Raw genomic sequence first — 23607 nt, forward strand, 5'->3', positions numbered from 1 at the left:
ATCGCGTTCATCATGCAGAAACTAAGGGCAGAAATTTTTATTAAGATAATGATTATTTGAAAAGCAGTGAGTTGATTGAAAACTCACTGCTTTTCTATGTTTCCTAACCCGACATGACAAATACAATTGTCTAAATTGAACAATTAATTGTTATTTTCAATTTTACTGATTGGCTGTGAATGGGTTATCATAAAAAAACTGATAGATACGGAGAGGAATTTTCGGATGGGTAAAAAAATACATTATGCCTGGATCATCCTGGCGGTTTCCTTTATTGGTGTGTTAGCCGCTCAAGGAGTTCGCTTTTCGTTTGGGGCTTTTATGGCGTCATGGGAAGATTACTTCTCTACCAATCGGGGTACTGTGTCAGCGATATCGTTTGTTAGTTTTCTAGTCTTCGCGGTTTCTCAGCCTATCGTTGGGAGGCTGATTGACAAACTTGGAGTCAGAAAAGTTTTTGTTATCAGTACGTTTATTGTAGGTGCCTCGACTCTGTTAAGCTTCTTTGTCACTTCTGTTTGGCAGTTATTTGTTTTGTACGGAATTATCGCTTCTCTCGGTTTTGGCGGAGCTTCAGGGGTAACAGCTTCCGTTGCTGTGACGAAGTGGTTTTTGAAAAAGCAAGGGTTAGCATTAGGATTGGTTGAAGCGGGCTTTGGCGCTGGACAAATGGTGATCGTCCCCAGTTCATTACTTTTAATTGACGCTCACGGCTGGAAGTGGACGGTCATGATTTTAGGTGTGTTCCTGATCCTCGTTATCTGTCCAATTCTTGCGATTTTCCTAAAGTCTGAACCATCCAAAGCAGGGTTAACCGCGTTGGGATCTGAAAATACGATCAACGTCGGTTCGAGCACGGCAGAGCATAAGCCTGTAAGTAAACCTAATCTGGCAAACCGGAAATTTTGGTTTCTACTAATCCCTTTTTTCATTTGTGGAGTCACAACCTCCGGTTTAATGGATACACATCTCATTCCATTTACTCAGTTTTGCGGGTTCACTCCTGCAGTGACGGGCGCTGCTGTCAGCACGTTGGCTGCTTTTAATATTTTCGGAACGCTGGTTTCCGGAATTCTCGCCGATCGCTGGAGCAACAAAAAAATCCTGGCATTCCTTTATTTTACCCGTGCTGCCACGATCGTTTTCCTGATGATATTTTCGAGTGATCCCGGACTTTTGAAGCTGTTTCTCGACTATCCCGTTTTGTTGTTTGTCTTTTCAATTTCCTTTGGGTTGGTAGATTTCGCAACCGTACCACCAACGATTAAACTGTTGTCGGACTACTTTAAAGACCAATCTGTCGGCTTGCTAACAGGATGGCTATTTATGAGCCACCAGCTGGGAGCTGCTTTAGGCTCGTTTATTCCCGGGCTCTTGTTCGACCAAACAAATAGCTATCAGTTATCGTTTATGATTGCTTTTGTGTTGCTGGTTGTGGCAGGAATATTTAGTGCTCTGCTGCCAAAAGTACCGCAACACAGATAAACAGGAGCGATAGTCGTCGACTATCGCTCCTGGCTTTGATTTTTAAAGTTTTAAATGACGTTATTCAGCTACCTTTATGACTATTTTTCCGAAATGTTTGCGTTTATCCAATTCGATCTGTGCTTCTGCAATTTTAGCCAAAGGGTAAACGGCATGTACTTGAGGTTTAAGCTTCCCTAGCCACACATAATCCGTTACTTGCAGGAAGTCTTCCCAATTACCCATTGGTGCTCCTAAAACCTGGCGGTGCCATTGATAGATTTCGCGGATGCTAATCTCGGGGAAGTCTCCGGCTGTAGCTCCGGAGAGAACTAGTTTACCGCGCATTTTCAAGCAGTTAAGGCTTTTGCGAATCGTAGGGGCACCTACTGAATCAAAGACTATGTCAACACCCTGACCATCTGTCCATTTCATTACTTCGTCTTGCCAGTTTCCATGGGAATCAAACATCGTTGCAGCTCCCATTTCAAAACCTTTCTGCCGTTTCTCTTCACTTCCGGCAATTCCACATACAGTGGCTCCTGCTGCAACGGCAATATCCAGTTGCGCTGAACCAAGACCTCCCGACGCACCAATCACCAAGACGCGGTCTGACGGTTTTACCTGCCCTACCGTTATGACTCCTCTCCATGCTGTTGTATAAACGGCAGGAACAGCTGCAGCCATTTCCGATGATATATGTTCAGGGATTGGGATTATATTTTTAGCGGGTGCGACAACATATTCTGCCAGCCCTCCCCATAGATGTTCTCCAATAATTTTATAATTGGGGCACATGCTTGGTTCGCCATCTCTGCAATAGCGACATTCACCACAACCAAAGGACGGATTAATAAGGACCCGATCTCCTGTCTTTGGGCATGAGGCACGATCTGACGAACTCGGGCCGTATTGTGCCACTGTTCCAACAATATCCACCCCGGAAATATGGGGTAATGTGATTTGCGGAACTCCCGGTCCCTTCAGGCCTTCCCGGGCGAAGACATCTAGATGGTTTAAGGCTGTCGCTTCCACTTTGATTAACACTTCATTAAGCCCGGGTTTTGGTGTATTGATTTGCTCGATCTTAAGTACTTCTGGACCTCCATGCTCCCGAATCACAACAGCCTTCATTTTTTCGGGAATTGTTCCCTTTTCATGGACAACATTTTTCAATACAAAATTTTCGGACATACGGACCCCTCCTTTTTTAAAAGAAAAACATTACCTATTTTGAATACGGAGCGACAGTGCTGTTGACCTCCAACACTACTGTTTGGTTCACTAATTTAGTTTCTGTTCCGCGTTTTTTTGAAAATTGTTGTAGTCTTTCAGAGACCTTTTGTCTTTGTTCAAGCGTCCCTTCTACTGGTTCACCGATTTCATCTAACATGGCCGGATGCATGATCACTTGCTTCAGTGATAGGTGGTTGCTATCCGGTTCCGATTCCAAGATTAGTTCTGCTAAACAGCTTTGAATATTTTCCGGTAATAAGGAAGGAGCATAGGGTACATGAAAAGTAGACTGATCAAAACCATGGGGAGAATGCTCTGGGTGAAAAATATAGTTACCAAGACTGTAAAGAACAGGTACCTCTTTTTCTACATTAGAATTTGGTTTATATGTTTCAATGCCGTAAGGTGCATGTGAGTGATGGCCCAATATCACATCTACACCAGCGTCTACAACCCGTTCAGCCATTACCTTTTGATACTCTGCAATCGGGTCTTGCGGAAGTGAACTCCATTGTGGAGGAACACCCCAATGCAAAGCCAGGATCACAAAGTCTGTCTCTTTACGCAGGAAAGCTATTGACTCTTCCAGTAATTTTAAATCATCTTCAACTGGCTCGGTTTGTACCCAGGGCGGTGTACCTGGCTGCTCATCGAGAATACTGGAATCTACCTGAAATGAACTTTTGACGCGGACACTTGCAATTCCCGGCCGGTTGTTTAGAGCTTGGAATCCAGGAGGTACTGTCGAAGACCAGGAAATAAATCCGATCTTATGGCCATCAACCTGGAAAATGTAAGGCTTGCTTGCTTCCTCCAAGTTTTTGCCCGCACCGGTATGGCCAATCATGGCCCTATCGAGAAATTCACACGTTTGCTCCAGGCCTTCTTTCCCCCAGTCGAGCATATGATTGTTGGCAAGCGATACTGCCGTTACATTTAAGTCCTTCAACCACGTTGCTGCATCAGGCGGCTGCTTCATCCGAATCAACTTATCAGCTGGCGGTCCGGGATTCTCAACAATCGGAGCTTCCAGATTGGCTATTCTAATGTCCGCCTCATCCCACATCCCTTTCCAGATGTCCGTTTCCGGCTTAAAAAGAAAAGCAATATCTCCTACTGCTGCGATACGGATTTTCTTTGTCATGTTATACCTCCTCCTATCATCTCTATGAAACGATTTTTTCAAAGACCATGTTCGGGCAGTCTTTTTAAAAATGAAAGACATAATTATACATTTAAACTTTGTTTCGCAAGAAAATGGCGCACTAGATTGAGGTATTCTTCATTTTCTTCTAATTGCGGAGAGTGACCGCTGTTTTCAAAAATGACTAACTTTGAATTAGGGATAGTTTTTGCAATCAGTTCAGAACATTCTACAGGTGTAATCCAGTCATGCCTGCCGACTGTAACGAGGGTTGGAACTGAGATTTTATTTAGATCAGCGACTATGTCGAAATCGGCTTTGTTATAGCGAAATGCAAAGTTATGAGTCTCATAGCGATAATAAATAGACTTTATTCTTTTCTTGATCGCCTCTGCATCGACAATGACCGTATAAAGAGGCTGAATCGCTGCGAACATTGCCTTGAGCTCTTCATTTGAACCTACTTTTCCATCGAAGAGACGGCGAATTCCGTCTTCGGTTATTCCCGGCAAATTACTTTCCAAAGCACGGTCGACCGACAACTGATCAAATTCACTATTTGCAGCCGTATCACGCAGCAGGACGTGGGTAACGTGTTCCGGATAGCGAAGTACATACTCTAATGTTAGAAATCCACCATATGACCCACCAAGTATTTTAATTGGCCCCCCAACCAATTCCTTTCTCATTGCCTCAATATCACTGGTCCACTGTTCATGAGTAAATGGTGGTTTTCCCTCTGATCGTCCCGATCCGCGCATATCCATAAATACAAGCCGATATTGGTCACCAAGAGCAGAAAAAGCCTTGATATCACCGCGGCAATCTCCCAATCCGGGAGCACCGTGAATGAAAAAAATTGTCTCGCCGTCCTGCTTTCCATGGACTTCGTAGTAAATCCTATTATCGTTGATGGTGATGAACATCTTCATTCTCCTTTACTTCATTTTTTTACATACCGCGGATCAAGTGCATCCCGCAAGCCATCCCCTAAAAAATTGTAAGCAAGCACAACAACAGTGATCGCTGCTCCCGGTAAAATCCCCAATATTGGAGCAGTCCATATATATTGCTGGGAGTTCTGCAGCATATTCCCCCACGTTGGCGTTGGCGGCTGGATTCCTAAACCTAAGTAACTAATCGCACTTTCGGTTAATATCGCCCAAGCAATTGTTAAAGTTCCCGAGACAATAATCGAAGGGACAATTTGCGGAATGATATATTTGAGCAAAATCCGGGATGATTTTGCACCCGAAGCATTGGCGGCCTCGACAAACTCATATTCTTTCCACCTTAAGGTTTCTCCATATACGACCCTGGCAATTTCCATCCAGCCTGATAAAGCGATGACAATTACGACCATCAGCGGGCTTGTTCCAAGGACAGTCAATGCAACCAACACAAAGAAAAAGTTTGGAATGGCCATCATTGCTTCCGTTAACCGCATTAGAACCGCCTCAACCGCTTTGCCAAAGAACCCTGCACAAGCTCCGATCGAAGTACCGATCAACAACGAACATAACATCGAAGCCAAGCCAACCAGTAAAGTGACTCTTCCTCCATGAAGCATTCTTGAAAAAACATCGCGGCTTAAATCATCCGTACCAAAAGGGTGCTGCAGCGTCCAACTCGCCAATGCTCCTGATTGCGTTAATTCCTCAGGTGTTAGTGGCCAAAACAACGGTCCAAGAAACACGATGAGATGAATGATGAACAGGAACCATAAAGAAAAATAGGCGACTTTGTTTTGGCTTAGCCTATTTAAAATGGTCACTTTCTGTTTCTTTGATTTTGCTGCGAGCTTGCTTTGATATTGGATATTGGTGGATGTCTCCATTCAATCTCACCTCCCTATGCGGATACGTTTTTAACTCTTGGATCAATCCGTGAGTACACAAGATCAACCAGCAAATTGCTGATCACGACGATGATCGTGATGACAACCGTCACTCCCATCACGAGCGGGTAATCTCTTCCTTTTGCTGCCTCAATGACTAAAGTGCCAATCCCGGTCCACCCAAAAATGGCTTCGGTAATAACCGCGCCGCTCAAGAGTCGGGGGATTAGGACACCGATGATCGTGACAACCGGGATTAACGCATTGCGCAGTGCATGAACGTATAGAACAACAGACTCTTTTGCTCCCTTTGCCCGGGCTGTCCGAATGTAGTTTTGCGATATGACCTCAAGCATCGAGGATCGGGTAAAACGTACAATATTAGGGAGTACCGTTGTCGTTAAGATGAGTACAGGCATGATTAGATGGGCGATCCAACCCCATAAATCAAACTCAGATCCTCTTGGCCCGACACCCGATGATGGCAACCAGCCAAGTTTGATCGAAAAAAACAGGATCAGCATTAATCCGAGCCAGAATGCCGGCAACGATAATCCGATTACACTAAAAAAATTAATCACATGATCCTGGGCCCTACCACGCTTAATCGCAGAAATAACTCCCAGCACGATGCCAATCGTCACTGAAAAAAAGATCGTAAAAAAGGTGAGCTCAATCGTATAGGGCAGACGGTCCGCAATACGCTGAATGACAGGTTCACTTGATGTGAAAGAAACGCCAAGGTCTCCCCGGGCAGCATCTTTAATCCAGGTAAGGTAGCGAATATAAACCGGCTGGTCGAGACCCAATCGTTCTTCCATCGCTTCACGTTCTTCCGGGGATGCTTCCATGCGCATCGTTGCCGCAGGTCCGCCTGGAGCAAGGTTGATAAGAAAGAATGTTATGAGTGTTACAATCAATAGCAGAATAATGCTCTGGCTCAATCGATGAAGTAAAAAACGTGGCATATGATCTCCTCCTTTCGAAAAAAGCTTGGAGAGAAGTGCGCTTTTTTTATTGCGCACTTCTACAATCCTTACTCCTCTAAATACCATTCATGAATATAATGAAGTGAATCGCCAAAACCAAGGTTTGGAACGCCTTTAAGTTTTTTAACCTGCACAAGAGCCTCTTGCGGATACCAGAGGAAAACATATGGCAACTCTTCTGCCATTAGTTTTTGAGCTTCTATATAACTCTTTTTCCTTTGTTCAATATCACTCGTTTGTGCACCCTCTTCAAGCAAGCGGTCCAGTTCAGCATTTTTGAATGCTGGTAAATTAAATCCTTTTTCAATACTGGCTGAGTGCATATAAGCAGAAAGGTCAGGATCTGCCGGATATCTCCACCAGTTTAAACTCATTTCGTAATCACGTTTTACAACAACCTTCTGCACCATTGAATTCCATTCCATTGTTTTTAAATTGACGTCAAGACCTACTTTACCGAGATATTGTTGCACCAATTGCGAGATAGCTTCAAGATCTCCCTGAATCCCAATTTCAAATTCAATTTCGAATGGTTTGCCGTCCTTCTCGACAATCCCATCACCATTTGTGTCTGTCCAGCCTGCTTCAGCAAGCAGTTCCTTTGCGCGTTCAGGCTCATAATCAAAACGCGGAACATCATCTGTATAATATTCTTTTAACGCTGGAGCAATCCCGGCATTGGCGATTGTTCCATACCCTTTTAATACCGTATCGATGATGTTCTGACGGTCAATGGCATGGGCAATAGCTTGCCTTACCCGCTTATCCTGAAACTGTTCAAGATTCTGGTTCAACATTAGCCAGAAGAAACGCGGTGTTTCCCTGCCGCTGACAATGACTCCTTCAGACTTTTCGATTCTCTCAATAGCTGAAGTATCTTCTAAAGCAAAGATTGATAGTTCCCCACTCAATAGCTGGGCAACGTGGGTATTCGCATCTGGAAGCACCTTGTACTCGACTTCATCAAGCAGCGCTTTTTCTCCATAGAAATCGTCGTTCCGTTCCAGTACCACTTTTTGGCCGGATGTGTAGCTTTTTAACTTAAATGCACCGGTGCCAATCGGCTTTGACTTATTAAAGGACGTTAAATCCCAGGGATCCACTCCTTCAAAAATATGCTTTGGAATAATCTCGGTGTTAAAGCTTAAATAGGCTGGTAACGCAGCTACCGGACTTGTCATATGGAATTTGACCGTATGTTCATCCACTACTTCCACCTTTTCAAGCTTTTGAAAGTAGGAAGCATTGTTTGCTCCCAGATTCTTGTTTAAGACAATTTCATTAAAAGTAAAGGCAACATCTTCGGCTGTAAATTTTTCACCATCATGCCAGAGCACATCATCTCTTAGTTTGAAAGTCCAGACAAGTTCGTCCTCTGTCGTCTCCCAGCTAGTGGCAAGATCAGGAGCCGGAACCAGGTCTTTTCCCGGCTGTGTTAAACCCGAAAATAAAACCCTGTTGACGACATTTGATTCAGCGTAGGCATTTGGATGCCACGGATTAAAAGTCGGATCTGCTACAATCGGAATCGAAACTTTTCCGCCTTTCTTTGGTTCACTGCCTTTTGCTTCCTCATTCCCACTTGGTGCAGTGGAACTCTCACTGCCATAAGAGCATGCAGCAAGAAGCAATACTGAAATCAAGAGGGTCAAAAATGTTTTCCATCTTCTTCGCTCCATTTTTTATCTTCCCTTCTCCACAAAAATTATTTGGCCCAGGTTGCTTCTAATACCCGGAAAATATTTGCCCCGATCACCTTGCGGATATCTTCGCGGCTGTAACCATGTTTCACAAGCCATCGCAAAATGTTAGGAAAACACTCAGCCGGATTTTCCAATCCTTTTACATATTCAACCTTCTGCATATTTGGCATCTGCGCACTTTTAATAGAAAGCTGTCCGGATAACAGATCATGTACACCGACATGATCTCCAAACAGGGTATCGGGACCGAATGCGACATGATCGATCCCGACTAAATTAGCGGTGTATTCAAAATGCTCCATAAAAGATTCAATATTATGTGCAGGATGGTTATGAGTGATAGTCGAATGTGGAGCTGCTTCAATCCCAATGACACCGCCCTTTTCTGCACAAGCCATTAAAACATCATCAGGCTTTAACCGTTTAGTGTCCCAAAGTGCACGGGCACCTGCATGATTGATCGTCACCGGTTTGTCGCTTTCTTCAATTGTGTCTAACGATGTTTTATCACCCGCATGTGAAACGTCAATCGTAATACCCAATTTGTTCATCCGCTTCACAGCTTGTTTCCCGAATACAGTTAAACCTCCATCATTAGGCTCTCTTAATCCAGCGCCCAACTGATTTGCTTCGGAATAGACAATACCCATTGTCCGGATCCCGAGTCCGTATAAAACATCAAGTCTGTCAAGCTCGTTTTCTATCATTGTTGAAGATTCCAATGCAGCGACAAAGGCTATTTTCCCTTCTTTTTTTGCCCGGTATAAATCCGAAATGCGCTCAGCTTTGATCACCATATCCTGGTGGGCAATGTCACTGAATCGAATCCCAATATCGTGGATGACATCCGACCATTTCCAACCTGCCATCGATGTAATCATCGCCGTACCATCCATAAAGTTTTCAAAAATGACATCCAAGCCAGATTGGCTTAATGCTTCATATCCGGTCCAGTCCCTGCCCTGGCGTCTAAATTCATAGAACTCTGACAAATCCTCCGGCATAACAAAAGTATGTTCATGCATAGAAACAATATGGTCTTCATTTAAAATGGCCTGAACTTTTTCCTCTTGTTCTTCCGTAACCGGATAAACGTACGGCTCTACTCGATCATTTTCTCTGGAAAGTTTATAATCTTTATAATCAATCCCGGCTTCCAAATATTGAAACGATTTGTATCCATCGTAGATTTTTTTATTTGCTTGCTTTAGTATTTGGGACATATCCAAATCTCCTTTATTTGTTATTAAAAAATTACAGAATATTGAAAATTCTTCAAATAGAAATTTTCTCTTGTTCATTTGTCTTGGACATGATTGCTTCTTTAAGCGACTGTCCTCTCTCTAACGGGTAATGACAAGAAACGAAGTGGCTGTTGCGGATTTCTACTAGTTGTGGTTGTTCGATTGCACATCGTTCTGTTGCAAGCGGGCATCTCGTCCGAAAACGGCAACCGGATGGTGGCGACGCAGGGGATGGCACTTCCCCGGTTAAAACGATCCGCTCCTTTTTATTACGAGGGTCAGCTTCCGGAACAGTAGATAGAAGCGCTGCTGTGTAGGGATGAGCGGGACTCTCAAAAATATCATCTGTCCCGGCAAGCTCGACCAGCTTTCCAAGGTACATGACACCGACTCGATCAGATATATGCCTGACAACGTTTAGGCCGTGCGCTATAAATAATAACGTTAGCCCCAGTTCCTTCTTAAGTTTCATTAGCAGGTTGATGATCTGCGATTGAACCGAGACATCAAGCGCTGAAACAGGTTCATCAGCAACAACAAACTCCGGGTTTAATGAAAGTGCTCTCGCGATTCCGACCCGTTGCCGCTGTCCGCCGGAAAATTCGTGAGGGTAGCTGTTATAACGGCTTGAGTCCAATCCAACAAGCTCAAGCATCTCTTTTACTCTTTTTTCTTTTTCATCACCTGTTGCAATACCGTGGATTTCGTACATTTCCCCGATTATTTGGCCAATCGTGAACCGGGGATTCAACGAGCCAAATGGGTCCTGGTAGATAATTTGCATTTGTTTACGGAGTTTCCTAAGTTCCTGTTTTGTGCAGGTTAAGATATTTTTATCTTTAAAAAACACCTCGCCCCCAGTTGGTTTTTGCAGCTGCAGAATGTTTCTTCCGAGAGTGGATTTTCCACAGCCAGATTCCCCGACTAGGCCTAAAGTTTCTCCTTTGTAAATCTCAAAAGAAACATCATCGACAGCCTGAACAACCCTGTGCGATTTGTTGAACAAACCACCTCCTTTAATTGTAAAATGCTTTTTCAGGTTGACAATTCGAAGAAGCGGTTCTGAGTTGTCAAAAGCTTGTTCTTTTCTAGTATGATTCAATAAACTCACCTCCCTTATTTTTGATCAGCAGGTCTACATGCCAGCATGCTACTTGCCTATTATTCTTGAATTCCAAAAGGGGCTGTTCTTGAAAACATTTTTCTGTTGCATATGGGCAGCGCGGTGAAAATCGACAGCCTGCCGGGATTTCGTTTATGCTTGGGATCGAACCCTGGATCGATTGCAGTGGAACACCACGCTCACCATCCATTTTTGGGACGGATTCCAGTAAACCTTTAGTGTAAGGATGATAGGGTTGATTGAAGATGTCGACAGTATTGCCAATCTCCATGATCTTGCCAGCATACATGATAATAATGCGATTTGACATTTCGGCTGCTACGCCTATATCGTGGGTAATTAACATGATGGACATATTTCGGTCTTGCCTTATTTGGCGCAGAAGCTCTAAAATTTGCGCCTCAATCGTGACATCCAATGCGGTTGTTGGTTCGTCAGCGATAAGGAGTTCAGGTTCGGAGGCCAAAGCAATGGCGATCATCACCCTTTATCTCATTCCACCGGATAGTTCATGTGGATACTGCTCTAACCGAGTCTTTGGTTCTGAAATGCCGACCAGTCGGATAAGTTCTTCAGCTCTCTCCATTGCATCCTTGTTGCTGACTTTATGATGAAAACGAATCGCTTCGGCTATCTGTTTGCCAATTGTAAAGACGGGGTTAAGGGCGGTTAAAGGTTCCTGGAATATCATTGATATCTTCGAACCGCGAATTTTTCTCATTTCATCATTACTCTTTGTTCTCAGCTCTTCATTATTAAATTTGATACTTCCATCAAGAATAATGCCATTTTCAAATTCGACGAGCCGCATGATACTCATGGATGCAACACTTTTTCCGCTTCCAGATTCACCTACAATACAGACTGTCTCCCCTCTGTTTATATCGAAGGATACGCCATCAACGGCTTTTAGTACTCCATCTTTTCCTTTATAACCTGTAACAAGATTCTCCACCTCGAGTATCTTCACCAAACAATTCCCACCTTTCTTTAGGAAGATTTTTTAGGACAATAAATTTCTTCTCGATGGAAAGTATACTTTTTTCAAAATGGCATGCAGTTCTGTTTGGGTTCCCCCTAAAATTGGCAAAATCTTCTCAGCTTGTTCAAGTGATAATCGATAACTTGGGCCTGCTACCGATAAAGATCCGAGAATGTGTTGTTTATTATCGAATAATGGTACAGATACAGCTGCCACATCATTAAACGTTTCACCGGAAGTATAGAACCAGCCTCGTTTCTTTATAAGTGCTAGTGTCCCAAGAAATTCTTCTGGCGATTTGATTTGCTGTGACTGTTTATCTATCCCTGCTTGGATAACTTGGTGTTGAATTTCTATCGGCATATGGGCAAGGATTACTTTATGAGATGCCCCGATATATAAGGGAGACCTCCTTCCTACCGATTCCGCAAACCTTACCTGCTGTTCGCTCTCAACGATCTTTACATAAACACCCTCTTGATTATCAAGAACAGTAAAGACAACACTTTCGCCGGTTTCCAGAGCAGCTTTCTTCATAATCGGCTGAATGATTTCAGGAAGGTTAAGTTGTTCTTCCACCACATTGCTTAGCTCGATAAATTTTATACCGAGCTCATATTTATGCGTATCTGGATTACGAAAGACAAATCCTTTTTCTTCAAAGGTTGAAAGAAGACGATGGACAATGGTATGGCTCATATCTAAATTCCTCGCCAGCTCTCTCAAACCCCAGGAAGGTGTTTCATGCGTAAAGACACCCAGAATATCTAACGCTTTGCTAACTGTTTTCGAACTCATTTCGTCACAACCTTACTGGTTCGATAATCGAACCAATATTCTGAATTTTGAAACTTATAGTTATTTTACATTGGGTCTTTAAAAATATCAATCCTATTTTTTAAAAATTTAAAAAGATTGTAAATATGCATATATTTGTATAAAAATGTAAAACATAACAGATCATCATAATAGAAACCTGCCTTTAGGATCTGTAACACTTGCAATTTAAGAGCAATTTAGTCTTATAAAAAATCTCTAAAAAAATAGAGGGTGTACCCAGGCCTTAATTGGGTCACCCTCTCTTTAATTCTGTTATTGAATCGAAAATTCTTCTTTCTTTAATAGTTCCTCAGGCTTGCTGCCAATTTCACTGCTGTGGAAATAATCGCGAATGACTCCATCTTGTGCGTAGTTTGCTATTGATGCCATGATCATCCCCTGGTCGAGAGCTAAATATGCTTTGGCAATATCCCCGGTCACGACATTGACAGAGTCATAAAAGCCATATTTACCATACGTATCTAGTTCTTTTAATGCTTTGATATTTTTATATGCTTCTTTAGGAGCATACTCAAGTGCCAGGAAAGTGGCGTGTGCGGTAACAGTTCCATCATTCTTGTACCCGGATGTACCCAGTGGTGTTGCTGCGAATTCACTGTAGCCTTCTGGTGTGGCAGCTGGTGAAAAGCCCCAGGCAGGATAACCCTTTTCTTTCGCGTAAGCAATTTGAAGCTCCACATGGCGCTTGTTATTTAAACCAAGTGCTTTCGCGCCAAGCTCTTTTTCTTTTAATACGAGTCCTGGCATAAGCCCTTCAAACATGCTGCCGCCCCAGCTTGGCACATAGTTTATTCCTTTGTACTGATAATGTCCTTCAAACACAGTAACGCCATCGTATTCGACGGTTGGCCCTGTTGGAATTTGTGCCTGCCAGTCCCATTCTGCCGGGAGGGTTCGGTACAATTTCCACCAATGGTCTGACGGAACATCGCCTTTGCCGATCGCAATATAGCTGGCGACCCGAGGTTCTGTGTAGAACATGCCGTAATGGTGCCCGGTGAGCTCGCCCCGGTCTACATAATAACCGCCCCGGAATTGGCCGACATTTGGATCGTATAATGGTGTATAATTCATGGCCTCGACAAGCACGCTTGTTTGATCAGCCAATTCTTGATAAGCTTCGCCGGTAACGATTAGACCAGCAGAAAGCCAGCCGTTGTCTACCTGGGAAATAAATTGTCCCCAATCCGTTTTTAAACTCCCATCTGTGTTATACCAGTTATAGAACAAGCCATTCCACTTTGGTAATTTCTCTAAAGTGTTTAACGTTGTTTGTATCTTAGCTACTGCGTCTTTTTTTGAGATGATTCCCATCTGTTCAGCTGATACTGTGCTTAACAAGTACATGCCGATATTCGTTGGGGAGGTGTGTTTGGCCGCATTCTTTTCTCCATCCTGAAAACGTACGGCATCAAAAGTTAGACCTGTTGCCGGATCAGTGAAATCTTCAAAATACCGGTAAGTTTTCTTGGCTATCGATTCCAGTTGCCGATCAAACTCTTTATGTCGATTATCTTTCGCAAAGGCAGCTGGTGAGACTAATAAACTGGATATCAAAAATCCTACCACTACCATGATTACATAGCTTTTTTTAGTCATGTTAAATCTCCTTTCGATATTAATCGAAACGTTTCTATAACATCATATCATTTCAAAATGTAAGCGTAAACATCCATTCACAAAAAAACTACTAAACTACTATTTTTTCACATAAAAAGAACCCCAGCAAAAAACTGGAGTTCCAGGCACTTACTTCATACCAGAAATGGTATATCCTTCGATAATATGTTTTTGGAACAGGATAAAAATGATAATGATTGGAACGACCATAAAGGTTGAACCAGCCATTTGCAGTGCAAAGTTGCCAATGTACTGCCCTTTCAGAAGCGACAAACCGACAGATAATGTATAGAGGCTCTCATCATTCGCAATGATTAACGGCCATAAGAAACTGTTCCAGCCTGCAATAAAGGTTAGAATTCCTTGAACGGCAATGATCGATTTAGACATCGGCAAAACGATCTGTAAAAATACCCGCAGCTCGCTCGCACCATCCAGCCGGGCTGCTTCCAGCAATTCATCCGGAATCGTTGACATAAACTGCCGGAACAGGAAGATCCCAAAGGCTCCAACAAGCCCTGGCAGTACAATGCCAGCCATCGTGTTGGTCAAATGCATTTCATTCAGGATTAAATAAACGGGGATCATCGTAACTTGTCCCGGTATCATCATCGTGGCCAGAACGAGAAAAAACAGTTTGTCCTTGCCCTTGAATTGAAATTTTGCAAAGGCATAGCCAGCCATTGCATTTAAAAACAAACCGACGAACGACCAAAGAACGACGACAATCGTATTTTTTAAATAAACGGCAAAGTTCATGTTCTCAAACAGGTTCTGGAAGTTTTCTAATGTGAATTCGTTAGGCCATAGGGTCGGCGGGATTTGCATTACTTCACTTTCTGTTTTAAACGCGGATAAAATCATCCAGATAAACGGGATTGTAATGAGAATACCGCCTGCTCCCAATACGATACCAACGAGCCATTGCTGGCTTTTTGCCTTTTTCACAGGGTCAAATCCAGATTTGTTCAGCACATTTGTTTTCACAGGTCTCACCTCTCTTCTACCATCAGTAATCTGTATTTTTCTTTTGGAATTTAAATTGGATCAGCGTAATCACAATGATCGCAACGAAAAGGATAAATGAACCAGCGGCAGCATAGCCAAAATTACTGAATTGGAAACCATTGCGATAGATAAACAACGCCACAGAAGTCGTACTGTCAAGCGGTCCTCCGTTTGTCATGACAAATGGTTCTTCGAAGAATTGCAGCCAGCCAATCATCGTTGTAATCGACACAAAGAAAATCGCATAACGCAATAATGGGATCGTAATCTTCGCCAATTGCTGCCAGCCATTGGCCCCATCGAGCTGCGCTGCTTCGTAATACGTTTTCGGGATTCCTTGCAATGCCGCTAAAAAGATAATCATATTGAGTCCAATTGCTCTCCACAGTGCAAGAGCGATCAATGACACCTTTGCCATCGTTGGATCCTGCAGCCACGGCACGGATGGCAGATGCATTAGATTTAATACATAATTAAACAGTCCGAGTTGCGGGTTGTATAAATACGTCCACACAACCGCAACGGCAACGACGTTTGTAATCGATGGCATATAGAAAACGACGCGGAAGGCTTTGAAAATGCGGGCCTTTCCAAAATTAATCAGAAGTGCAATCGCTAATGAACAGATAATGACGAGTGGTACACCAAAAACAACATAAAACAGTGTATTAAAGATTGATTTTAAAAAGATCGGATCACTGACAACATCTTGATAATTCTTTAAACCGATAAAGCTAATCGTCGACCAGTCAGCCAATCCTGCTAAATCAATGTCCGTGAAGCTGATAATTAAAGCAACAAAGATTGGGAAAATTGAAAACATCGTCAACAGGATAATGGCTGGTGCAACGAAGAAATATGGAGTTTTTTTCGAGGTGCTGCTATTCATGGAAAATCCCTTCCTTCTATGCCTTGGTCAATATATTGAACTAGCAGGGAAGCCCTGCTAGTTCAATATATTAATAGGTTTATTCAGTTAACAATTCTTCAGCTTTTTTATTAAAGTCATCCATTTCGGTTTTTACATCTTCTCCACCGCAATAGATTTTCTCAAAGCTGGTTAAGAATGTTTGGGCAATTTTTTCAAACGATGCAATGACAGGCATTGGCTGGGCATTTTCTAATTGCTCACCAAATACTTTGTAATACTCATTTCCCTCTAAAACTTCACTATTCCATGCTTCTTTATTCGCAGGAAGTGAATTTGTAATTTCAAGCCATTTAACCTGTGTTTCTGGTTGGCTCATGTATGCTAGAAACTTCAGTGATGCATCTTTGTTTTTCGTATATTCAAAGACAGAAAGATCAGAGCCGCCAAGCATTGAAGTATTATTTTCTTTGGCAGGGAGGACCGCTGTTGCCCACTTGCCTTCAAGCTCTGGCGCCTGGTCGTTGATTAATTTAACCATCCAAGGACCGCTTATAAACATTGGAAAAATGCCGTCTCCTTTGAATGCCTGAATGATATCCAGGCCAATATCATCAACAGGGGCAGAGCCATCTTTAAAGAATCCATTTAAATATTCGACACTCTCGACAAATGGAGCTTCATTGAAAAGCGGCTTATTTCCATCTATTAATTGGGAACCGTTCTGGCGGGCAAACATGAATGCAAGGCTTTGTTCTTTTGCATCAAGACTGATGCCATATTTATTATCGCCGCGTTCAGATAGTTTTTTAGCAGCAGCGCGCAGCTCATCCCATGCCTTTGGTGCTTCGCTGTAGCCGGCCTCTTCCAATAAATCGGTGCGGTAGTAAAGGACACGGGTATCAACATACCAAGGAACACCGGCCACTTTATCTTCAAATTTTGTTGTTTCAACCGATCCTTCATAAAAATTATCCGCTGCTAATTCTGGATATTCTTCCAGATGCGGTGTTAAATCCAATAAGGCACCGGCAGAAGCAAATTCAGGAATCCAGCTTGTCCCCATTTGCAATACGTCCGGACCTTTTTTCGAGGCTACTGCTGTCAGCAATTTATTGTGGGCCTGGTCCCATGGAATTGCCTGTACTTTAACTTCAATATCCGGATTTTCTTTTTCAAACTGATCAGCAATTTTCGGGAGCGACTTTGCTTCCTCACCCATTCCCCACACATTGATCGTGGTTTTGCCTTTATCGTCTGAAGATGATGAATCGGAAGAACAACCAGCCAGGGCGCCGGAAATAACAACTGAACCTAGTATCGCTGCTGTGATGAGCTTTTTTCTTAAACTGATAAACTTTGGTTTCATGGTAATATCCCCTCGTATTGTGGAATTTTTAAATTTTTTCATCAAAGCTCTTTTTTCTGTGCTGTCGCTTTATTTTAATAATAGCGATGTAAATCAATCAAGAACTGTCTTCAGTATCCTAAGAAATCCATAATTTGAATTACTTATTCATAGCTAGGTGAATCCTCCCCTTCAGTGAAACGTTTCGAAAACAACGAAAAAAATATAATTCGTGTTGATTTTAATAACGTTTCTATTGATCTTAAAAACTGGCCATTGTGTAGACATTTTCATTGAAACGTTTCGATAGAGTTATTATAAGACAGGTTGAAATCGTTTTCAATAGGGTTTTTTTAAAAATATGAACTTTTTAAGAACGAAAATTGTAGAATTCTACCTCAAATGCCTTTTCTACGATAGTTAAAATCATTTTATACCAATCGAAACGTTTCTATTTTTCATTGACTACAAAAAAGAAAGCGCTTATAATCCAACTATACTTATATTCGAAACGTTTCTATAAATCTATTGGAAAAGAATAGTGGAGGTTTGAAATGCGCGACAATCAACTTAATTCTCTTATTCAGCAAATGACGTTAGACGAAAAGATTGCCCAATTAATTCAGCTGGCCACCCCCTTTTATCAAGGTTCCAACTACAAAGGCCAAATAACAGGCCCGATCGTTGAATTGGGTATTACTGAAGAAATTGTTCACAACAGTGGCTCCGTACTGGGAGCTTCAGGGGCAGAAGAAGTGATCAGCATTCAAAAAACTCATTTAGAAAATAATCGGCTCGGCATTCCTCTATTATTTATGGCGGATGTTGTCCATGGCTTTAAAACGATCTTTCCCGTCCCTCTCGCAATCGGCTGTTCCTGGGATTTAGGACTTGCGGAAAAGAGTGCTGAGATCGCCGCTCGTGAGGCGGCTGTCTCTGGAGTGCATGTAACGTTTGCACCGATGGTTGACCTCGTCCGCGATCCACGCTGGGGAAGAGTGATGGAATCAACAGGAGAGGATCCTTATTTAAACAGTCAATTTGCGAAAGCATTTGTGCGTGGCTTTCAAGGATCAGATCTGGAAACTGACAAAAACCGGGTTGCCGCATGTGTTAAGCACTTTGCTGCTTACGGTGCTCCAGAAGGCGGCCGCGATTATAATACCGTCAATATGTCGGAGCGGCAGCTTCGTGAATCATATTTACCGGCATATAAGGCTGCTCTTGATGCAGGCGTTGAAATGGTGATGACCGCGTTTAACACCGTCGATGGGATCCCTGCCAGCGCTAACAAATGGCTGATGCGCGATTTACTTCGGGATGAGTGGAAATTTGGTGGCGTGCTGATTTCCGACTGGGGCGCCGTTAAAGAACTGATTCCGCACGGCGTTGCCGCAGATGAAACGGAAGCCGCCTATAAAGCCATACAAGCCGGTGTTGATATTGAGATGATGACGGCATGCTACGTTAAACATTTAAGGGAGCTTGTTGAAAACGGAGATATTCATGAAACTATTATTGATGAAGCCGTCCTTCGTATTTTAAGGTTAAAAGCGAAACTCGGTTTATTTGAACATCCTTACAGGGCGGCTGATGAAAGCCTGGAAAAAGAAATTGTTATGAGCCATCAGCATCGCCAAGCATCAAGGGAACTGGCCGCAAAATCATGTGTGCTATTAAAAAATGATGGTGTGCTTCCGCTCCAAAAAGACCGAAAAATCGCCGTAATCGGTCCGTTTGCACAAAGCGGAGATATTTTGGGACCGTGGTCATGGTTAGGTTCAAAGGAACAAGCCGTCCAACTGTATGATGGACTAACAGAAAAAGCCGGCTCCTCGTTACTTCTAACGGCAAAAGGTTGCGGAATAGACACAGGAACTGAGGAACAATTAAACGAAGCATTTGATATTGCAAGTCAGGCGGATATAATTGTCCTGGCGCTTGGGGAAGACTCTGAGATGAGCGGGGAGGCTGGTAGCCGTGCCGATATTCGTTTACCCGAAGTACAAATTGAATTGGTCAAAAAGCTAAAGCAACTGCACAAACCGACCGTCGCCGTGTTGTTTAACGGACGTCCTCTTGATCTACACGGTGTGATAGACCATGTGGATGCAGTCCTTGAAGCATGGTATCCGGGCACTGAAGGAGGAGCCGCGATTGCCGACTTATTGTTCGGTGATGTCAATCCATCCGGAAAATTAACGATGTCCTTCCCTTTTTCAGTCGGACAAGTTCCGGTTTACTATAACCATTTTAATACCGGCCGCCCGAAAGACGCACCGGATGCACAGGAGCGCTATGTGTCGCAGTATTTAGATATACCAAATCAACCGCTTCTTCCGTTTGGATTCGGTTTAAGCTATACTACCTACTCTTATAGTGAAGCAAAGCTGTCGGGAGACTCTATCAATCTGGAACAGTCTTTATCCCTTACTATTAAGGTTACCAATACAGGAAAAATGGCTGGTGAGGAAATTGTCCAGCTTTATATACAAGACCTTGCCGGTGAAGTGGTTCGCCCTTTAAAAGAGCTGAAAGCCTTTGAAAAGATTATGTTACAGCCAGGTGAATCGAAAAAGGTGACGTTTACGATTACAGAAGAACAACTTCGTTATTACCATTCCGACTTACAATTTAAAAGTGATCCCGGGGCGTTTATCGCATACGTTGGACCCAACAGTCAACAAGGCCAGGCGCTGCCGTTTCAACTAGTAAAATAGTAAACAAAGGAAAGAAGATGACAACCAATGAACAATGCTAAATTTCAGATTAAAGCAGGCCACTACAATTTCACCTTTTTAACTAGTGGCGATCTTTATGAGGCAACCCATAAAAACATCATGATCAACCAGTGGCTCTCCAATCCAATCGATGGAGCCTTAAATAATCTTTATTTGCGTCTTCATCAGGAATCGGGAATCAAAGCCTATCCGCTCCTTGGTGTTCAGTCAGACAGCAATGTCCGCTATAGCGAAACACAAGTCATTTGGGAAGGTTTTGTCAGCGATATTAAGTATCAGGTCACTTTTACCCTTGCTGAACAAGGCATCTGGTTCTGGGATGTATCAGTGGAGGGGCAGGATGCTGAAGTGGACGTCATATATGGACAGGATCTCGGAATGGCTGAAAAAGGAGCGATCCGTTCAAACGAAGCCTTCGTGTCGCAATACATTGATTACAGCATTTTTGAAGATCATGAAAAAGGATATGTCGTTTGCTCACGGCAAAACCAGCCGCAGCAAGGGGCTTTCCCTTATCTGCAGCAGGGTGCGCTAACGAAAACAATTGGCTATTCTACAGATGGTTTTCAATTCTTTGGTTTATCCTATAAGGAAACGAACCAACCGGAAGTCCTGACGAAGGATTCTCTCGATAATGAGGTCTATCAATACGAATTTGCCTATACAGCATTGCAATCAGAGCGGATAAATTTAGCAGGATCAGCGCGATTTGTCTTTTATGGACTATTTCACGAGGATCATCCGAACGCGATTATTTCTCTGGAACACGAATCAACCATCTTAAAGGTTTGGGAACAGGTCAAATCAGCAACTACAACAACTGGGCAACTGGCAGAGAAATCAACCATTTCTGCTGTGTTTGGAGCACCTATACAGACAACATCTATGACAAAAGAAGACATAAATAAGTATTTTCCTAACCGTCATCAAGAAGAATGGGACAAATCAACTCTGCTCTCGTTTTTTACAGGTACACATGAACATGTAGTGTTAAAAGAAAAAGAACTGCTCGTCGAACGTCCGCACGGCCATATTTTGATGACCGGCCAGAATATCGACAACAAAGAAAATGTACTTACTTCGACATCCTATGTGTATGGAATTTTTAATTCCCAGCTGGTTATTGGCAACACTTCTTTTAATAAAATGCTGACAAACGCCCGCAATCCGCTGAATGTTATGAAAACCTCCGGCCAGCGCATTTATGTCGAAGTCGATGGTGTGTACCGTTTATTAACATTGCCGTCGATGTTTGAAATGGGATTTAACTATGCACGCTGGTTTTACAAAACCGAAACTGATTTACTGATTATCACCAGCTTTACAGTCGTCGATTCGCCGGAATTGCACTTGCAGGTCCGTTCTGCGAGCGGCAAATCATACCGATATTTAGTCACAAATCAAGTTTCGATGAACAACAATGAATACGACGCCCTAGTCCGAATTGAACAAGACGGGAATACGATTTCTTTTTCTGCAAGTGCGGGTTCAGACAGTAAAGAAACCTATCCTGACTTGACCTATCGTTTACAGGTAAAGGGTGCGCAAATCAACCTTTTAGATGAGCGAATGTTTGCCGCGAATCTTCCTCCTCATTCTGCATCGCTTGTCGTACTTGATTTAACTGAAACAAGTGAATGGACCATGATTGTCCAAGGAGCAGTGAATGGTGAGGATTTACCGTTTGTAGTTCGTGAAGCTGACACTGAAATTGAACGCTACCGGTTGTTCTATCAATCTGTCATGAACGGATTCCACCTTGAGCATAAGGATGGAATTGAGAAAATGAATGATTTGGCCTGGTGGTATACGCATAATATGCTTGTCCACTACTCTGTCCCTCACGGCCTTGAGCAATATGGCGGTGCAGCATGGGGAACGCGCGATGTGTGCCAGGGACCATCTGAGTATTTTCTTGCGACACAAAAATATGAAGCTGTCCGTGATATTATCAAAACCGTTTATGCCCACCAATATGAGAGTGACGGCAACTGGCCGCAATGGTTCATGTTTGATCAGTATTACAAAATCCAGCAAGAGGAGAGCCATGGCGATATCATCGTCTGGCCATTAAAACTGCTCGGTGATTATATTGCCGTGACAAGGGACTACAGCATTTTAGAAGAAAAAGTCCCTTATACAAAACGCGGAAGCTTTGAGTTTTCCGAAGAAACAGCGAGCATTCTTGAGCATGCAAAGAAAGAAATCGACTACATTAAAGCGCATTTTCTCCACGATACATTGTTATCATCGTATGGCGATGGCGATTGGGATGACACGCTTCAACCAGCCAATGCGCAATTGAAAAAGTATTTGGTCAGCAGTTGGACTGTTGCGTTGACATATCAAGTTCTCAAACAGCTGGCACAGCTTTTTGAAGAAGTCGATAAACAAGACGCGGCTGAACTCAAAGCTTTATCTTCAGGCATCGAAGCCGATTTCAAACGTTACATTCTCCAGAGCGATGTCATTCCAGGCTTTGTGTTCATGGAGGAGCCCGGCAAAGCAGAATTCATGCTGCACCCAACTGATTCAAAAACAGGTGTCCAATACCGGCTGCTTCCGATGACAAGAAGCATGATTGGTGAACTTTTGACACCTGAACAGGCGGAAGCACATTATCAAGTCATCAAGGAAAAGCTTTATCATGCCGATGGCGTCAGGTTGATGGACCGCCCTGCTAAATATAATGGCGGAGTCAGCACCCATTTTAAACGGGCCGAACAAGCAGCGAATTTTGGCCGTGAAATCGGACTGCAATACGTGCATGCCCATATCCGTTTCGTCGAAGCAATGGCCAAACTCGGCAAAGTTGATGAGGTTTGGAAAGGCCTCGAGAAGATTAACCCAGTCGGGATCCAAGACGTCTTGCCAAATGCAGAACGGCGGCAAAGCAACGCTTATTTCAGCAGTTCCGACGGGAAATTTAAGACGCGCTATGAAGCGCAGGACCGCTTTGACGAATTGCGAGCTGGTTCAGTTCCGGTGAAAGGCGGCTGGCGTATTTATTCGAGCGGCCCGGGAATTTATATGAACCAGCTGATTTCTAATTGTTTAGGAATCCGCTTATCAGCAGGCGACTTACACATTGACCCGGTTTTACCGGCCAATTTAAATGGATTGAAGTTTCATTTTAAAATTCTTGACCGGCCCGTTACGTTTGTCTATCATCTTGGCGGCAATGCTATATGCAGTATTGTTATTAATGGGCGTCCAGTTACCGCGGACCAAGTGTCTAACCGCTACCGTCAGAGCGGGGTGCGGGTTAGCAAACAAATCCTCGACCAGCAGTTATCTGCTGATTCCAATCTAGTCGAGATTTACATGTAAAAAAAAGTGCTGGCAGCAGTTATGTTCGCCGCCTTTTTGTTAAAATTGTTTTGCATAACACATTCTACTAGAAGATACCAAAAACAAGGTATAATAAAAGAAACGTTTTTTGTAAAGATAGGAGAAGGTA

General features: G+C 43.1%; 18 protein-coding genes. 3 read left to right on the forward strand and 15 right to left on the reverse strand.

The genetic code is table 11. The features are described 5' to 3' along the window. The first annotated feature begins 225 nt into the window (after window positions 1–225). Complete coding sequence (locus CVD23_RS01110; protein WP_101664833.1) at window positions 226–1485, forward strand: MFS transporter; 1260 nt, start codon at window positions 226–228, stop codon at window positions 1483–1485. 60 nt (window positions 1486–1545) lie between these two features. Here CVD23_RS01110 and CVD23_RS01115 read toward each other — a convergent pair whose 3' ends face one another. The 15 genes from CVD23_RS01115 to CVD23_RS01180 all read right to left on the reverse strand — a co-directional run bounded on the left by CVD23_RS01115 (window position 1546) and on the right by CVD23_RS01180 (window position 17427). Next, window positions 1546–2658: an alcohol dehydrogenase catalytic domain-containing protein gene (locus CVD23_RS01115; RefSeq protein WP_101575364.1), complete on the reverse strand. Its 1113-nt coding sequence runs from the start codon at window positions 2656–2658 to the stop codon at window positions 1546–1548. A gap of 34 nt (window positions 2659–2692) precedes the next feature. Beyond that, the gene (locus CVD23_RS01120; RefSeq protein WP_180955479.1) at window positions 2693–3844 is read right to left on the reverse strand and encodes a CapA family protein; all 1152 of its coding nucleotides are present in this window, start codon (window positions 3842–3844) and stop codon (window positions 2693–2695) included. Window positions 3845–3927: 83 nt separating this feature from the next. Beyond that, complete coding sequence (locus CVD23_RS01125; RefSeq protein ID WP_101664837.1) at window positions 3928–4770, reverse strand: alpha/beta fold hydrolase; 843 nt, start codon at window positions 4768–4770, stop codon at window positions 3928–3930. A gap of 17 nt (window positions 4771–4787) precedes the next feature. After that, on the reverse strand, window positions 4788–5681 hold the full coding sequence (locus tag CVD23_RS01130; protein ID WP_101575361.1) for an ABC transporter permease: 894 nt from the start codon (window positions 5679–5681) through the stop codon (window positions 4788–4790). 14 nt (window positions 5682–5695) lie between these two features. Next, window positions 5696–6649, reverse strand: coding sequence for an ABC transporter permease (locus tag CVD23_RS01135; RefSeq protein ID WP_101575360.1), 954 nt, complete (start codon window positions 6647–6649; stop codon window positions 5696–5698). A 68-nt stretch (window positions 6650–6717) separates the two neighbouring features. Then, complete coding sequence (locus CVD23_RS01140; protein WP_101664839.1) at window positions 6718–8349, reverse strand: ABC transporter substrate-binding protein; 1632 nt, start codon at window positions 8347–8349, stop codon at window positions 6718–6720. 26 nt (window positions 8350–8375) lie between these two features. Further along, on the reverse strand, window positions 8376–9596 hold the full coding sequence (locus tag CVD23_RS01145) for a dipeptidase (protein ID WP_101664841.1): 1221 nt from the start codon (window positions 9594–9596) through the stop codon (window positions 8376–8378). A gap of 52 nt (window positions 9597–9648) precedes the next feature. After that, window positions 9649–10719, reverse strand: coding sequence for an ABC transporter ATP-binding protein (locus tag CVD23_RS01150; RefSeq protein ID WP_101664843.1), 1071 nt, complete (start codon window positions 10717–10719; stop codon window positions 9649–9651). Then, complete coding sequence (locus tag CVD23_RS22245; protein ID WP_257987832.1) at window positions 10706–11221, reverse strand: oligopeptide/dipeptide ABC transporter ATP-binding protein; 516 nt, start codon at window positions 11219–11221, stop codon at window positions 10706–10708. Before CVD23_RS22245 ends, CVD23_RS01150 begins: the two co-directional genes overlap by 14 nt. Window positions 11222–11227: 6 nt before the next feature. Beyond that, entirely contained in the window at window positions 11228–11710 is a 483-nt protein-coding gene (locus CVD23_RS22250) for an ATP-binding cassette domain-containing protein (RefSeq protein ID WP_257987823.1), read from the reverse strand. A gap of 33 nt (window positions 11711–11743) precedes the next feature. Next, entirely contained in the window at window positions 11744–12520 is a 777-nt protein-coding gene (locus tag CVD23_RS01160) for an IclR family transcriptional regulator (RefSeq protein WP_101664845.1), read from the reverse strand. A 294-nt stretch (window positions 12521–12814) separates the two neighbouring features. Then, complete coding sequence (locus CVD23_RS01165) at window positions 12815–14161, reverse strand: glucoamylase family protein (RefSeq protein WP_257987825.1); 1347 nt, start codon at window positions 14159–14161, stop codon at window positions 12815–12817. Window positions 14162–14311: 150 nt separating this feature from the next. Continuing rightward, on the reverse strand, window positions 14312–15130 hold the full coding sequence (locus tag CVD23_RS01170) for a carbohydrate ABC transporter permease (protein ID WP_373270844.1): 819 nt from the start codon (window positions 15128–15130) through the stop codon (window positions 14312–14314). Window positions 15131–15191: 61 nt separating this feature from the next. Beyond that, a complete protein-coding gene (locus CVD23_RS01175; protein ID WP_101664848.1) occupies window positions 15192–16079 on the reverse strand; it encodes a carbohydrate ABC transporter permease in 888 nt (295 codons plus the stop codon). 79 nt (window positions 16080–16158) lie between these two features. Then, the gene (locus CVD23_RS01180; RefSeq protein ID WP_101664850.1) at window positions 16159–17427 is read right to left on the reverse strand and encodes a sugar ABC transporter substrate-binding protein; all 1269 of its coding nucleotides are present in this window, start codon (window positions 17425–17427) and stop codon (window positions 16159–16161) included. A gap of 533 nt (window positions 17428–17960) precedes the next feature. On the opposite strand from CVD23_RS01180, the gene bglX reads away from it, so the two are divergent. Both bglX and CVD23_RS01190 read left to right on the forward strand, forming a co-directional pair. Further along, window positions 17961–20126 carry a beta-glucosidase BglX gene (gene bglX, locus CVD23_RS01185; RefSeq protein ID WP_101664852.1) on the forward strand — a complete coding sequence of 722 codons (2166 nt, stop codon included), beginning with the start codon at window positions 17961–17963 and terminating at the stop codon, window positions 20124–20126. A gap of 27 nt (window positions 20127–20153) precedes the next feature. Continuing rightward, the gene (locus CVD23_RS01190; protein ID WP_101664854.1) at window positions 20154–23477 is read left to right on the forward strand and encodes a GH36-type glycosyl hydrolase domain-containing protein; all 3324 of its coding nucleotides are present in this window, start codon (window positions 20154–20156) and stop codon (window positions 23475–23477) included. Window positions 23478–23607 lie beyond the last annotated feature (130 nt).

Origin of the sequence: Bacillus sp. V33-4, assembly GCF_002860225.1 — a bacterium.
In the GTDB taxonomy this organism is placed as follows: domain Bacteria; phylum Bacillota; class Bacilli; order Bacillales; family Cytobacillaceae; genus Bacillus_BJ; species Bacillus_BJ canaveralius.